This window comes from Microcoleus sp. AT3-A2, from assembly GCF_036705685.1.
Classification (GTDB): domain Bacteria; phylum Cyanobacteriota; class Cyanobacteriia; order Cyanobacteriales; family Microcoleaceae; genus Microcoleus.
This window is the reverse complement of the sequence record NZ_JAUBVF010000001.1, coordinates 361,762-376,939: the sequence shown is the minus strand read 5'-3', so window position 1 is coordinate 376,939 and position 15,178 is coordinate 361,762. Positions and strand designations below refer to the sequence as shown.

12 protein-coding genes and 1 tRNA gene are annotated in these 15,178 nt (G+C 43.2%); 5 read left to right on the top strand and 8 right to left on the bottom strand.

The features are described from left to right. Positions 1 to 152: 152 nt before the first annotated feature. Positions 153 to 611: an ABA4-like family protein gene (locus QUB37_RS01675; RefSeq protein ID WP_333158468.1), complete on the bottom strand. Its 459-nt coding sequence runs from the start codon at positions 609 to 611 to the stop codon at positions 153 to 155. Positions 612 to 789: 178 nt separating this feature from the next. On the opposite strand from QUB37_RS01675, the gene QUB37_RS01670 reads away from it, so the two are divergent. Further along, a complete protein-coding gene (locus QUB37_RS01670) occupies positions 790 to 1,800 on the top strand; it encodes a leucine-rich repeat domain-containing protein (protein WP_333158466.1) in 1,011 nt (336 codons plus the stop codon). A gap of 421 nt (positions 1,801 to 2,221) precedes the next feature. On the opposite strand, the gene QUB37_RS01665 is transcribed toward QUB37_RS01670, so the two are convergent. Then, the gene (locus tag QUB37_RS01665; RefSeq protein WP_333158464.1) at positions 2,222 to 3,721 is read right to left on the bottom strand and encodes an NAD(P)/FAD-dependent oxidoreductase; all 1,500 of its coding nucleotides are present in this window, start codon (positions 3,719 to 3,721) and stop codon (positions 2,222 to 2,224) included. A gap of 70 nt (positions 3,722 to 3,791) precedes the next feature. Here QUB37_RS01665 and QUB37_RS01660 point away from each other — a divergent pair, with 70 nt between their 5' ends. The 3 genes from QUB37_RS01660 (at position 3,792) to QUB37_RS01650 (ending at position 8,085) form a co-directional block, all read left to right on the top strand. Next, complete coding sequence (locus QUB37_RS01660; RefSeq protein WP_333158462.1) at positions 3,792 to 5,483, top strand: hypothetical protein; 1,692 nt, start codon at positions 3,792 to 3,794, stop codon at positions 5,481 to 5,483. A 184-nt stretch (positions 5,484 to 5,667) separates the two neighbouring features. Continuing rightward, positions 5,668 to 6,663 carry a pentapeptide repeat-containing protein gene (locus QUB37_RS01655; RefSeq protein WP_333158460.1) on the top strand — a complete coding sequence of 332 codons (996 nt, stop codon included), beginning with the start codon at positions 5,668 to 5,670 and terminating at the stop codon, positions 6,661 to 6,663. An 87-nt stretch (positions 6,664 to 6,750) separates the two neighbouring features. Then, positions 6,751 to 8,085, top strand: coding sequence for a serine/threonine-protein kinase (locus tag QUB37_RS01650; protein WP_333158458.1), 1,335 nt, complete (start codon positions 6,751 to 6,753; stop codon positions 8,083 to 8,085). 201 nt (positions 8,086 to 8,286) lie between these two features. Here QUB37_RS01650 and QUB37_RS01645 read toward each other — a convergent pair whose 3' ends face one another. The 6 genes from QUB37_RS01645 to ndhL all read right to left on the bottom strand — a co-directional run bounded on the left by QUB37_RS01645 (position 8,287) and on the right by ndhL (position 14,764). Then, positions 8,287 to 10,695, bottom strand: coding sequence for an ATP-binding protein (locus QUB37_RS01645; RefSeq protein WP_333158495.1), 2,409 nt, complete (start codon positions 10,693 to 10,695; stop codon positions 8,287 to 8,289). A gap of 254 nt (positions 10,696 to 10,949) precedes the next feature. Then, positions 10,950 to 11,159 carry a hypothetical protein gene (locus QUB37_RS01640; RefSeq protein WP_333158456.1) on the bottom strand — a complete coding sequence of 70 codons (210 nt, stop codon included), beginning with the start codon at positions 11,157 to 11,159 and terminating at the stop codon, positions 10,950 to 10,952. A gap of 846 nt (positions 11,160 to 12,005) precedes the next feature. Continuing rightward, complete coding sequence (locus tag QUB37_RS01635; protein ID WP_333158454.1) at positions 12,006 to 12,641, bottom strand: DUF6658 family protein; 636 nt, start codon at positions 12,639 to 12,641, stop codon at positions 12,006 to 12,008. A gap of 598 nt (positions 12,642 to 13,239) precedes the next feature. Beyond that, positions 13,240 to 14,037: a tryptophan synthase subunit alpha gene (gene trpA / locus QUB37_RS01630; RefSeq protein ID WP_333158452.1), complete on the bottom strand. Its 798-nt coding sequence runs from the start codon at positions 14,035 to 14,037 to the stop codon at positions 13,240 to 13,242. Between the two features lie 205 nt (positions 14,038 to 14,242). Next, positions 14,243 to 14,548, bottom strand: coding sequence for a DUF3007 family protein (locus QUB37_RS01625; protein ID WP_333158450.1), 306 nt, complete (start codon positions 14,546 to 14,548; stop codon positions 14,243 to 14,245). Next, positions 14,549 to 14,764, bottom strand: a complete 216-nt coding sequence (ndhL, locus tag QUB37_RS01620) for an NAD(P)H-quinone oxidoreductase subunit L (RefSeq protein ID WP_193972727.1) — start codon at positions 14,762 to 14,764, stop codon at positions 14,549 to 14,551. Between the two features lie 198 nt (positions 14,765 to 14,962). On the opposite strand from ndhL, the gene QUB37_RS01615 reads away from it, so the two are divergent. Then, positions 14,963 to 15,047: transfer RNA gene (locus QUB37_RS01615), tRNA-Leu, on the top strand. Positions 15,048 to 15,178 lie beyond the last annotated feature (131 nt).

Sequence of the window (15,178 nt, the reverse complement as noted above, 5' to 3'; positions counted from 1 at the left end):
TTGCACTTTACTCTCGATCGCACGATTTCTTAACCCAGGCTACGTCAAGTGCGATCGATATATTCAGCAAGCCCTAACTAAAGGGACTGTGTTTCCCACTTACCGAATTTTTTTATGAATGATTAACATCCAAGGTATTAAAAACCCTCTGCCTAAACCGATGAAGTAACAGTTTCCGCCGCCTCAGAACTGGGGAAAAACCTTTGAGTAATCCAAGCAGTTACAATATGAGAAAGCAATCCCATCGGCCCAGCAAAAAAACACAAAGCCAAAGAGTGAACAGTCCAAACTCCTGTCCGCTGTCCTTCCCAATAAATCCAGCGCCCGACAAACAAGTCCATCACTAAAAAATGTATCCATCCCGTAGCCGCCGCCGTTTCTTCCCCCAGAAACTTAGCAATATCTGCTAACTTAGGATTGGACAAAGCAGCCGCATTTTCCGCAGTTAGACTGCTACCAAACAAATATATGTACAAAACGGCGAGCACTGCAAACGGAATAAAGGAATTCATCACTTTTCGGGTAATTACCCAGTTGGGTAATAAAATCATAATTGCCCAGAAAGGCACAACGAACAGATTACCGACATTAAAAATTAGTTCTGGTGTCATAGTTGGCTCTTGGCTCCTGCGAAGGCAATGCAATTAAGGATGTTAAGATTACTTTACACAATTTTTGCGGAAATTTCTCAAAATCCGAAAAAAATCTCATTCACAAATGAAATAGAATTGCTATACTTATCTAAAATTTCAAATCTCGCATCTAAAATCGATTAAGGCAGCACAGCCCATGACAAATTATAATAACTTTGCCGACTGGTGCAAGCACAAAGAAAATATCTCTCCCGGCGTCAAAGATACGGTAGAAATACTGTTGCAAATATCAGATACTTCAGATTGCGATCGAGCTAACGAACTGCTTTCTAATACAACCGAACTTAACCTCAAAAATCTTCAAATTACCGATATCAGCCCCCTCTCATCTTTCACTCAACTTACTAATCTCATCCTCGGCAGTAATCAAATATCTGACATCGCTCCCCTGCAATCTTTAACTAACCTGAAAATTCTGGTTATAGATGTCAATCAAATATCAGATATTAGTCCGCTTTCATCTCTAACAAATCTGAGTATACTTGTTCTCGATACCAACCAAATCTCAGACATCATTCCCCTAACTGGTCTAACTAATCTTACCGCACTTGTCCTGTTTGACAACAAAATTTTCGACATCACTCCGGTGAAAAATTTAACTAACTTAAATGCGCTGATTCTCTACAAAAATCAAATTTCCGATCTCGCTCCTCTGGCAAATTTAACTGAGCTCCAGATACTCTACCTTTACAATAATAAAATATCGGATATCACCCCGCTGGCTTCCTTGAAAAATCTCAAGACGCTGTTTCTCTTCGGAAATGAAATATCTGACCTTACTCCGCTGGAATCTCTAACAAACTTAAATAAATTGGTTCTATTCCAAAATCAAATATCCGATATTAGTCCTTTGAAATCGCTCACTAATTTAATTGAACTAAACCTGGGTAACAATCAAATATCAGACATCAGTCCGTTGAAATCGTTAACTAACTTGACTCAACTTTATCTATTCAACAATCCGATTTCGGATAGCAGCGCGCTACAAGCTTTAAATAATTTATTTTTACTAGACTTGTACAACAATCAAATCTCTGATATCAGTTCCCTGCAATCTTTGCAAAAGTTGACTACACTGGACTTGCGCGGGAATCCCATTGTTAATAAAATTTGTCCTGTCAATCCTGAATCTATATGTAGGTTTTAATTAATTATTAAGGTCGAGGCAAGATTGCGGTTTATAGAGTATAATGTCAAAGGTCAATATCAGGAGAAAGTGATGAGCGGACACGATGCTTTAATGTTAGGATTGCTACTGTTGCCAGGTTTGGCTTTGTCGATCGCAATTATGGGCGCTTTTGCCGCTGGTGGATAATCAGTTTCGGGAACAGGCAGATTTTGTAAAAAGTAGTTTTTCCCTCGTTTTCCTCCTTCCCTGGCTCTGGCTGGGAACGCATTTCACTATTGCTCTGCCTCCTGTTTTTTTGCAAGCGAGGCAGAGCCTCTGGATCTCGGTTTCCAGCCAGAGGCTGGGAACCAGTTAATTTCCCTTCTTCCTTCTTCCTGACATCCGTTACATCCGTTACATCCCGTACATTGCTCGTTGCCGAACTTCCTTCTTCCTTCGCTTACAAAAATTGTGCTGTAACATCCGAATTTACTAAAGTATTCGCGCACAAAATACCCGATGCTGCGACAGCGGGCACGCCAATTCCGGGCATGGTGCTGTCTCCCACCCGATACAAGCCTTTGACTGGTGTTTGCGGGCCGGGAAATGTGCCTTTTCCGGCGGCAATTGCAGGCCCGTAAGTTCCTTGATATCGGCGTAAAAATCGGGCGTGGGTTAGCGGTGTGCCGATCGACTCTAAGACTATCCGCGATCGCAAATCGGGTATAATTTTTTCTAAAGCTTGAAACAGAGATTGCGATCGCTCTTGCTTTTTCTGCTGATACAATTCGCCATATTCCCAACCTTCGTAAGGTTCCAATGTATAAGCATGAACGGCGTGATGTCCGGGCGGCGCGAGAGTTGCATCCCACACTGTAGGAATCGAAATCATGCAAGTATTTCCGGGTACTGTAATGTCAATCTTGCTGTCGTGAACGACGACGTGGTGGCCGGTCAAACCTTCGAGTCCTTCGGCTTTAATTCCTAAATGCAGGTGCATGAAACTGTCTACGGCGGGCATCGACAAAGCGTTTTTTCGGTAGCTTTCCGGCAAATCTTCAGGGCGCAGTAATTTTGTATAAGTATCCCAGATTGTGGCATTGGAAATGACTATTGGGGCGCGGATAATTTCGCCATTTTTCAAGCGAATGCCCGTGGTTTTGCCGGATTCAACTAATATTTGCTCGACGGGAGAGCCCAGGCGCAATTTTCCTCCCCAGCGCTGCAAACCTCTGACTAAAGCATCGACGATCGCACCGCTGCCACCTACAGGATATTCGATCGCACAGCGCGATCGTTCGCCAATCATAAAAGCTATTTCCGGCGCGACAGTTCCGTGCGCTTTCAAACCCGACAGCAAAAAGCACTCCAAATCTATCAAACGTCGCACCCAAGGGTCACGCACGTCCCGATCCATCAAGGAACCTGCTGAACCCGCGATCGCACCTACTAGCGGCAACAGCTTCAGCAAAGCAGGCGAGTACCGGGACAGCAAAACAGGTATTAACTGCCAGTCGGATCTCAGCGCTAAAGCCGGAATTCCACGCAAAGCTTCATACAAAACTAATAAATTTTGTTGAAATTGCTGTAATTCTACAGCACCTTGCGGTGCGAACTTAGCTACAGCATCTAAGTAACTTCTGGCATCAGCATAAATCGGCAAACTTCCCTCTGGAAAATGGTAATGCCCTAGCGGATCGTAGGAAATTGCTGCGATCGATTCCTCCAAAACATCAAAAACTTGCCGCAAAGGATTGAACGACCGGGGGTCAGTCAAACCGCAATAAAAAGAAGGCCCCGAATCAAAGTGAAATCCTCGGCGCGAAAAGCTGTGAGCTGCCCCGCCCGCTATAATGTGGCTCTCGCAGACGAGAACCCCCTTGCCGTAACGAGCTAGCATCGAGCCGGCGACTAAGCCGCCAATACCGCTGCCAATTACGATCGCATCAAAGTCTTGCATTTATCAAATGTGGTATAATTGTATTATTTCTTGCTGAGTGTTGACAGGGTATTTTTATGGGAGGAAAACTATGAAAGCTTTATCTATTTTAGATGAAGTTGTTCGCGAATTAGAACAAGACGTGAATCTCTCGCGCATTAAAAAAATAATATTTTTTGCTTGTAAAGAGTTCTGGGAAAACGACCCCGCCCAACTCGCCAGCGCAGATGTAAGAATTTTAATTGAAGAACTGTGCGCCAAATACAGCAGGTTAGAAGATATTGAAGCTGTTTTAAATAGTATAGTCTCTAAGGTCAATAAAAAAACCGAGTATGCTTTAGTAACAGATCTCATAGTATGTCAACTTAGCAGGCTGTATGAATTTGAAGATTTCACCAAATTAGAAGTAAACATATCTAGTTTTGGCGGTCAGGAAGCTCCCGCATTTGAAGAACACTTTAGTTCGGAAATACCCAGCAGCGAAGAAAGGGCAAGAAACCCAGGCAAATTATTTGATGTCAGACAAAAGATTTTGCAGCAAACAAATCCGCTGAGGGCAAAAATCCTAATTTTTTCTACTCTTTATCACGAGTTTACTTTTAGCGATCGCGACTGGCTACTGCTGAAAACTCAAGAACTTGACAATCTACTGCGACAACTGTTTAATGTCTGTGGTAGCCTAGCCGAACTGGAATCTCATTTGTACAGAACTGCTAGCAATCTTGACAACAGAGATGAAAACGACCAAGCTGCGAGCGTAATCATCAAAGCGATGAATCCTTGTTACGCAAAAATGCAACAGGAAGAATCTTATGAAGCCGAATCTTCGGCTAGCGAAGATTACGATCAGACACATTTAAACAACAGTGTTTATGAAGAGAGCGAGCTGGTGGACAGGCGCACCGATTATTTTGATCCAGGCGAGATTACTCACATCCTTCAAGCTGCTCCACCTCATTATCATTATGATCCTCAAAAGAGTTACTTAGTGCCGGACACGGCAGAAAATCTACCGTTTAAAGAACCCGGAACCAGCAATAATTATGCTACCGAGTTCAAACAGGAAATCGTAGAAACATTCCCAGTTGCAGAAATGCCGACTATTATCGAAATTTTAGAACCGGCGGCTCCTGTTATTATAAATATTAGCGATTCCATCAAACGCAAGTTGGGATTGGAAGAAGAAATGACAGAATTAGTCACTCACAGTGCTAACTCCGCAACGGCGCAAATAGAAAATATATTCACCCAGTTAGAAGCTGCTTTGAACGGAAAATTTTCTACGGGAAGTGTAGAGGAGCGTTTGTACTGGAAATATAAAAATCTTAGAGAGTATGTAGGTAAAGTTCAGAAGTTTACCGATAAATTGCTGGAAATTTTGAGTGAATTGGAGTCAAAAGAAAGCGAAAAATATCCTTCTGAAATCACAGGCAACCTAGTTGAAAATATTTCAGACATACCGCAGGAAAACTCTAGCCATAAAGCAAATCAGTATCAGCTTCTGGAAATGGCAAAGCAAGGCAAACCAAAGGCGATCGCCCAATTGATTAATCAATTGCTACAGCCTAAAGGAATTACTGCTACAGTAGGATTTAAAGACGGTTGGCTCCATGTGATTCTGGAGTCTGCGGAAGTACCAAACCAACAGGCTACAGCTACCTACATTCACAAAAAACTGTGTACTTTAAAATCAAAATATCTTACTCATGTGAAAATTCATGGGCGACAGTTAGGTAGCAAAACAGTCTTTTGGACTCAAGAATTTGTCAATCCAACTCATTAAATACCCCGACTCAAGTCTGAGGCTACACAAAAAACTAAGTCGGCCTGCGCCAACTGAAATTTAAGAAATTTCATCAAATTTCTCAGACTCAAGTTTGGCGCTACAAAAACTAAGTCCGCCTGCGCGAACAGAAATTTAAGCAGTCTAGAAATAGCAGATTGTACCTAATTCACAACAAAAAAATATGAATGCCAGCGAAATTTTAAGGCGATATACATCAGGAGAACTAGATTTTCAAGGTATGAATCTCAGAGGCGTATACCTGAGCGGTGCCGATTTAATTGGCGTCAATTTAAGCAGTGCTGACCTCTGGGGTGCAAACTTAGCGATGTCGTATCTGAGCAGAATTAACCTTCAGCGCGCAAATTTAACTAATGCAAAGCTGTGTGGTGCTAACTTAAATCAAGCAAACTTGAGCGGAGCAAATTTGTCCGATGCAGACTTCCACGGAGCGACTTTGCAAGGTGCAGACTTTCGCAAAGCCAACATCTCTTTGGCCGTTTTTATTGATGCAAATTTGAGCGATGCAGATATGCGAGGTGTGAATTTGCAAGGTGCAGATATGCGCGGTGCGTGCTTGCGGGGTGCAAATTTGCGGAAGGAGGTGCGGATTTTTGAGGGTGCAAATTTGCGGGGTACAAATTTGCAAGGTGCAGATTTGCGGGGCGTCAATTTGCAAGGTGCAGATTTGACTAAAGCTAATCTCAGTCACGCTAATTTGACTGAAGCATTTCTGGGAGAAGCAAATCTGACTCAGGCGAATTTGAGCGAAGCTATTTTAGATGGCGTATTTTTGACTGAAGCAACTTTGGTAGAAACAAATTTTTCCTGGGCTGTAATGGCTAATGCTAAGTTGGAAAGAGCTGTGTTACTTGATGCTGAATTAGCTGGCGCTAACTTGCGAGGTGCATTTATGACTGATGTTAAGTTGAGCAATGCTAATTTAATTATGGCTGACTTGAGTCGAGCTAATTTGGTGCGGGCTGATTTGAGTCGAGCTAATTTGAATCAGGCAAATTTGAGCGAAGCTGATTTGACTGATGCTTACCTGGCTAGAACAGATTTGCGGGAGGCAATTTTGCACCGCACAACTTTGATTAGGGCAGATTTGAGCACTGCTAATTTATCAGGTGCTCAGTGGCGCGGTACAATTATGCCGAATGGAGAAATGCACGGGTAATTACTTCTAGTAGCAATTTAACGCTCTCCGCAAAATAGTTAATTTAATAGTTAAGGAAATTCCCTATAAAAAAAAGAGGGCAATGCTGTGTTAGATTCAGGAAAAATTTTCCAAGAACGTTATCAATTGCAACAGCGTTTAGGACGCACAGCGGCGGGTCATCAAACTTGGCTAGCAGTAGATTTAGAGTCTCAAGAACAGGTGACGCTGAAAATGTTAGCTTTTAGCCCGGAAATGCAGTGGGAAGAACTCAAGCTTTTTGAAAGAGAAGCACAAGTTTTGCAGGCGCTAAATCATCCCCGCATTCCTTGCTATCGAGATTATTTTTCCCTGGAGCGGGAAGCCGGAGCAGGATTGCCTTGGTTTGGGTTAGTGCAAGATTATATTCCGGGATTTTCACTTCAGGAATTTTTAGAAAATGGTCAGCATTTTTCCGAAAAACAAGTACGAAAAATTGCCACTGAAGTGCTGGAAATTTTAATTTATTTGCATGAATTGAGTCCCCCGGTTTTGCACCGAGATATTAAGCCGAGTAATTTAATTTTGGGGGAAGATCAGCAGGTTTATCTAGTAGATTTTGGTGCGGTACAAGCTCAAGCGGCGGTGACAGGCGTAACGTTTACAGTGGTAGGAACGAGTGGCTATGCACCCTTAGAACAGTTTTGGGGGCGGGCGGTGGCGGCTTCGGATTTGTATGCTTTGGGAGCTACTTTAATTCATTTGTTAACGGGGGCGACACCTGCGGATTTACCACAGAAAGATTCTCGGATTCAGTTTAGCGATCGCGTGAGTGTCAATCCTACTTTGGTAAGCTGGATTGAGAAGATGACGGAAATCGGGTTAGAAAAGCGTTTCAGCAAGGCTAGAGAGGCTTTAGCAGCTTTGAAATCGGGCAACATACAAGGGGCTAATCTTCAAATTGAGACTGTGAGGAAAATTGCTAAACCGCCTCACAGTCTCATTCAAGTTAGCAAATCAGCGACGGAGTTACACATTAAAATTCCGGCTGTCTTAGTCAGAAAGCCTTTATTATCTGCTTATCTAGGAACAGTAATGCTAATGACATTTATCCCGACAATTATCCCCTTTTTAACAGGAAAATTGAGCATAGGGGTAGTAATTTCGGTACTTATAATAGGCTTATTAGTTAAGGTTATTTTTGAGATAAAAAGAGTCAAATTTAATCGCAAATTATTTAAAATAACACATCAAGTATTGGGGTGTAAATACTTACAAGAAACAGGAGAAATATCAGAAATTTTGGGTGCTTTCATTCACAATAACTCTCTTTCGGGAAACCAAATCAAGATTCGTGCCGGTAACGATATGGGAACTTACTTTTATGTTTTAGGAAAAAATTTGACAGAGATTGAGGCGGCTTGGTTAGCGCAAGAAATTCAAGATTGGTTAAATTTAAGATAAATTTTTGTAGGCGAAGCCGTGGTGATTAATTTTTTGTATAATAGACATCTCCCAACTAAAAATGGGTGACGAGCTCACTTATAGGGTGTCTAAAATACAACTTTAAAAGAGTTATGCCAAGGCTTTCAAAAAAAGACCCGAATTAAAGTCAGTATATCTTATTACGCGATCGCCCAAAAAACATTGAATTTTAATTCAAATTTATCCCTTCACAGGCAAAACGATCGCAAACTCAGTCCCCATTCCTAGCTCTCCATTCACCTCGATGCTTCCGCCATGTTTCTCTACCGCAATCTGGTGGACAATTGCCAACCCCAATCCAGTTCCTTTTCCGACACCTTTCGTCGTGAACAAATGGTCAAATATCTGCTGTTTAACTTCCTCTTTTATCCCAGTGCCGTTATCAGCAATGTTTATTTTAATGTACCCTTCGCCGACTATATCCGTGCAAATCGTGATGCGGTTGGGATTGGCGGTAATTTCGCTAAAACTGCGTCCTATATTTGACTCTTCTAAGGCATCGATCGCATTGGCAAGCAGGTTCATGAAAACTTGATTCAATTGACCGGGAAAACATTCAATTTTAGGGAGATTGCCGTATTTAGTTATCACTTCGATCTGCGGGCGGTGTTCGTTTGCTTTGAGGCGGTGTTTCAAAATTAAAATAGCGCTATCAATGCCTTCGTGAATATTAAAAGGAACTTTGTAGTCTTTGTCACCTCGCGAGAAGGTACGCAAACTGTTGCTGATGCTGCAAATGCGCTCGCACCCAAGTTGCATTGAATCAATCATCTTCGGTAAATCTTCCAAAAGATAATCGAGGTCTATCTCTTCGGCGTGGTCTGCTATTTCCGATGGCGATGCAGCGGAGCGATACAATTCTAAGTGTCCTATAACATCTTCCAAACTCCTTTTACCTTCGCTTAAATTGCCAGAAATAAACCCAATCGGATTGTTAATTTCGTGGGCGACTCCGGCGACTAAATTGCCCAAAGCCGACATTTTTTCGTTTTGCACGAGTTGCAGTTGCGCTTGCTGTAAATCTTTTAAAGTTTGTTCTAGCTGTTGGTTTTGCTCTTGCAAAAGTTCCGCTGCTCGCTTGCGATCGGTGGCATCAACACCCAAACCAATAATCCCGATCGTCTCACCTTGGCAATTTTTTAGCTGCACTTTCGTGACTTCTAAATAGTGTAGTTTACCATCAACAAATCTGAGAGATTCGCTGGAGTAATGCGGCAAATCTTGGGCAAGGCAGGCGGCATCTGAAACCAGACACCCCGCTGCATCCTCTCCCAGTATATCTTTGTAATGCTCGACAGCTAGGAAAGCGCTCACAGGCACGCCCACATTTTGAGAAAAGGTTTTGTTCAAAAACTGTACTTTACCACTGGGATTCACCATCCAAATCCAAATCGGAGCGACATCAAGAATCGCTTGGAGCATTTTTTTCTGATCGGCAAGCTGAGCTTCGGTTCTGCTAATTTGTACTAACGATCGCTCTAATTGTAGGTTGTAATCCTGATATTTTTTGTAGAGCAGAGCATTTTGCAAACAGATGGCTGCCTGGGAACACAGGAGATTGAGAAGCTGCAGGCGATCGCGGGTAAAAACTCTTGCGGTTAAGCGATTTTCCAGATACAAAATGCCGACTAAGTTGCCTCGATCGAGAATCGGCCAACACAACAGGCTCTGCGGTTGGTATTTGAGGATGTAGGAGTCGGAATCCCAATCACGTTGTTGAGCGAGATCCCGAACAATCACAGGTTTCAATAAATTTTTAACGCAGTCAACAATTGTGAGGGGCAAGATATCGCTGTTTTCATCGAGTTTTGCCGATGATAAGTCGATCGCCCATTCGAGTCCCGAATTGTCGAGCGCGCTTGTAGCCGCGATTTCCCATTGATTGCCGTTTGGCAAAATCAGCGCTCCTTTGTTAGCTGCTGTATTTTTCATTGCCAGTTGCATCAGTTTGGCAATCAGTCGATCGAGTTCTCTTTCACTAGAGAGGGCTTGACAAGCTTTTAGCAGTGTTGAAAAATTCCCGAAATCTGAGACACTCGCCGAAACAGACGGAGGAATGGATGGATGAATGGATGGATGAAGCGATGGATTTTGCCCAGGTGTTGGAAAATTTCCTAATGGATTTGCAGGGAGTTTTGCGGGTTCTAAAATCGGTTTTAATAATTGAGGATAACGTTTTTCTAAGTCGTCAATTTTTGCTCTATCTCCCCAGCAGACATAGCAATCATAAGCATCTATCATGTAGATTCGGGCAATTTTTTCTCTTCCCAATGACAGGTAAAACTTAGCAGCGAGTTCGCAGGCAAGAGCTTCTTCATTGACATATTCGTTAGCTTTAGCTCCGGTAATAGCTCGATCATACAGTTCCATTGCTTCTGCTGTCTGTCCCAAAACCCCCAGCAATTCCGCCTCAACCAGATCGAACTTGTGTTGGTAATTGATCGGCGTATGGTGCGCGAATTCTTTGAGTTTTTTCTGACTAGCACCAACGCGCTTAAGGATTTGTTGGCGCTCCGCCGGTGCGGCATCTGCATAGATTGCCAAATCTGCCAGCGCATCATAAAAGTCGTGCATCATCGTTACTAGCATCAAAACACAATTCCCAAGATAAGGTTTGCCTCCATTTCCCCTGTCGCTTGGCTACGGATTACGGCTCGAATATATCCCGAATCCGTGGCCTCTTTTTGCTAAATTATTTATACACCTCCATCTGGCAGGTAACAGTCAAGATTAATTCAAAGATTGGAAGGTTTAATGTATTTGTAAATAACCGGTCTGTGTTCAAGTTCGTCGAGAATGTCTGTTCGGTTGAGGAGTATTTCTCCCGATGCAATTAACGGTTGCTAATGCAACTTTTTTGGATTGTAGTAGCACCGCGTCCCAGAAATCCTCGGCCACAACGAGGTAGGTTTGAGAATTTTAGCAGCTATCGATCGGTCTTTCTCGCGCACGAACCGATCGATAGCCGATCGAGAATCTGTGTACAATTGCGCGATCGGGCGATATCCCGGCATTACCGCAGTCAAATCTACTACATCTACTGTTGCGTCCATATCGGCTGACCTCAACTCCGACATTAGCTTGACAAAACTTAGTGTATCTATCTTAGGGCATAAACCGCATAATTTTTGTTTGAGCGCCAGATCGAAAATTCCAATTATCTGTTAAGGAACAACATTTTATACTTTGGCGATCGGGATTAAAGCTTTTTACTTACGTATAAGTTTCTCCTGTTAATCTCAAATCCGATGACAATGAACGCGAAATACCGTATAAACACCGCAGTATCCTGTCTTGAAAAATACAATGGGTAATTAATTGAATTTAATATAGCTCGATCGCCTAAATTTCCGCTACGCCGATAAAAAAGTGAGTACCTTAAAAAGTTTAAATACAATCTATAGAGATCATAAAGAATCCGTCGTGAAAGGAGGGGCACTCCAGTCCCCCCTAGAAAAGCACAGAGTCGTTGCATTGTGGTGAAACTCCCCCTCTACTCTGCTTCCTGCCTAATAGCCCTCCCAGGGGTGAAACCAAATCAAATAGTAATAGGCAGTAGTCTTCATCTGACCGAAACCATCCAGGATACAAGCCCCCGGAGTCATTCCGAAAGCAGACTCAGGAACCAGAAATAAAAAACCTGTATCCGATGAAACTTGCCCCCCGAATTTATCCGTGGGGTCAATGTTAAAATCTAAAATCTAAAATCTAAAATCTAAAATCGATTGACTTTACCTTGATTCCGACAGGGGTTAAAACCACTGTCGGAATCAAGCTTCCACAAAAGGAAACAGCCTTATTTGAGATTATTCGTCTGTCGCTCTTTTTGGGCCTCGTTGAGTTCAGTCAATATCTCCATTCACTTTCTAGAAAATATTGTCTGAGGCATCTTGAGCGTTCTATCTTGCATCTCGTGCTGCATCATTGATATTTTCTTGGCCACCGCTGGTACCATATCTCAGAGACTCAGTACCCTCTGATACTCTTTCTTTTGCTCCCTGGGTGGCTTCTTTAACAATTTCTTTTGCTCCCTGCAAGCCTTCGCGAGTGTTTTCTTTAAGATTAGAAATGCCTTGTTTGGTCTTGTCGCCAAAGTTATCAGCTTTGCGCTGGGCGGTGCGAGCATCCTCCTTCACCTTTTCACCAGCTTGGCCGAGTTTGTCAGGGGCGTCATCCGCTACCCGCCGTACATTTTCCCCTACATTGTTGCTAGATTTCGTGTCAATGCGGTGCTGCGCTTGCTCTTTGAGAAGCTCAGCTTTTGCTTCTGTTGTTGTCATCTTTTTGTTTCTGGGATCGACATCGGGGTAGTCGTTCATGCCGCCTTTGTATTCGGAAGTTACAGCCCCGGTCGGCACTTCTTCTCTAATTTGGTCGGCAGTTTTTCCTTTTCCTGTCATGACATCAGTTTTTCCTGCCATAATATCAGGGGCGCTGCTGCAGGCCGTACTCACAAATACTAAAATGCCAGCCAGAAACACTGTTAAGATTTGTACAGCTCGAATTTTTTTCACAAATGCAGTTAGTCTGTTCATAAAAATGCTCCTTTCTATTGTTAGATGCTCAAATGCCTTGTGGCTTTCTAGATGTTTAGCATTACCAAATTAGACACTTAAACACTTTTTTAAGTATACGAATAGAAACCGTAGCTTTTCATCTATCCCAAGTTACATTCCTTAAGTTATAGAAGAAGGAAGAAGGAAGAAGGAAGAAGGAAGAAGGAAGAAGGAAGGAAGAAGGAAGAAGGAAGGAAGAAGGAAGAAGGAAGAAGGAAGAAGGAAGAAGGAAGAAGGAAGAAGGAAGAAGGAAGAAGGCTCTTCGGCTTTGCGAGCGGATAGAAATCAGCAACCAGGAAGAAGTAATGGATAATCCTCCATCTTCTACCAATTATTAAAAGTCGCAGCACCCCGCACCGGACAAGGCAATGTCGTTTCCCTAGATAGCTGTTTGGTTCTCCATGCGCGCACTATGTTGAAATTTTGTGCGTGTTCGGCTCAAAAAAAAACCTTCTAGTCAGGAACTAGAAGGAAGGTGGTGTATGATCTCAAGTACAACAAGGTCTTTAATCGCAATTGTGGCGGCCTATCCCGATCGCACACATCTGTCTAATGGCTGAAAGTATGTGCATACTTACTAAGCATTTTGAATTGCTGTTTTTAAACTCTTGCAGAATTCGCCTATCGCCTCTAAACCCTGTTCTGGAGTGCCTTCAGCCAAGCGTTTGACAAAAGCACTGCCAACAATCGCAGCATCTGCACCCCATTCTTTCACTTGGCGAGCGTGTTCAGGTTGCGATATACCAAACCCGACGCCGATGGGTTTGTCGGTGACGGTGCGAAGTTCTTGCAGCAACTCTTTTGCTCTCGTTTCTAAGCCTTCGCGTACTCCCGTCACCCCCGTCACGCTGACTAAGTAAATAAATCCTTGAGACTGACGAGCGATCGCTTCTATACGACTTTTGGGACTTGTCGGAGCAACTAATAATGTTAGTTCAATCCCTAATTTGTTGGCAGGTTGGATGAGACTGTCTGCTTCTTCTAAGGGCAAGTCTGGTACAACCAATCCCTGAACTCCCGCACTTTTGATTTGCTGCAAGAAGGTTTCTATACCTCGGTACAAAATCGGGTTGTAGTATGTGAAGAGAATGATGGGCGATCGCAAATTCGGACTAACTTTCGCTACCATTTCCAGCACCGCATCTAACGTCGTTCCCCGCTGTAGAGCCCTTGTAGCAGCGGCTTGAATCACCGGCCCGTCAGCTAGCGGGTCAGAATAGGGAACGCCAAGCTCGATCGCATCTGCACCGTTATCATCCAAAATTTGCAGTGCTTTAGCCGTTGTCTCCAAGTCTGGGTCGCCAGCAGTAATAAAAGGAATCAATGCACATTGGTTGCTTTTTCGCAACGTTTCAAAACAATTAGAAATAGTCATTAGTTATTAGTCATCAGTCATTGGTCATTAGTCATTAGTTATTAGTCATCAGTCATTGGTCATTAGTCATTAGTCAGCGGTCATTAGTCAGCAATCATTACTTTGCGGTCTATATTCATCTTCCTTAGCTTTTAGTCCGCAGCCATTATTTCACAGTTTATTGCTAATGACTAATAACTAATAACTAATGACTGAGGACTATTGACTAATTATCTTTTTCCTGCTCAATTTCGGCTTGAAGTTTGGCTAATTCTTCAGGAGTGAGTTCATCGAGCTGCTTCTGCAAGACAGCTTCTTTGTAGTCTTGCAATTGCTGGCTGTAGGTCATATTTTGAGTCAGTGCTCGAAATAAATAAGTCACCAGCCAGCCAATCAAGCCGGCGACCAAAAATAACTGACTCCAAATCCCTGCATTCATGCTGTCGAGTCCGGCAAATTGCAGTAGCAAGTAGACAAACCCACCTGCTACAAAAAAGCCGACACTGATTCCAACTACGTCAATACGTCGCATTTAGGCTTCTATCTGCCGCCGTTTGGGCCGAAAATTCAAAAACGGAGCTAGGAGAAACATACCTGGGAAGAAGAAGAACATCAAGAAGTACATGAAGCCGCGCTCAAAAGAGGTAGCGACGTACCAGCGGCTGTTCAGGTAAGCGTAGGTGGCAGCGGGTACTACCAGGAGGTAGGCTCCTGCCAAGACGGCGTAAAGCAGTAAGGTAATATACATAGATTTGCTTTAGGGGAATAATAACAGGGGTAAGTCAGTTGACACGCTCCGTTAGCTGGTTAACTATTGTACCGCTTGGGGAGATCCAGCGCGACTTTTGGGAATTTTTTGATTAGGGGTTGCGTAAATTGGGGTTTTGGCTGTAGAATAAAAGGCTGTTGCTGTTAGTGGCTCAAAACCACAGCAGCTTGACCAAAGGGGGGCGTGGCGGAATGGTAGACGCTACGGACTTAAAATCCGTTGACCCGAAACGGTCGTGTGGGTTCAAGTCCCTCCGCCCCCATCCATTTCAATCGTTTGTGATTCAACGGTTGCAGATTTCTTGTCACCAAGAGTTCTGTTTTCCGCTCAATTTTCGCGCTAATGGTTTTCTGCTATGTCCAAAAGCGCCTCTATATCTGCCCAGTTCGCCCC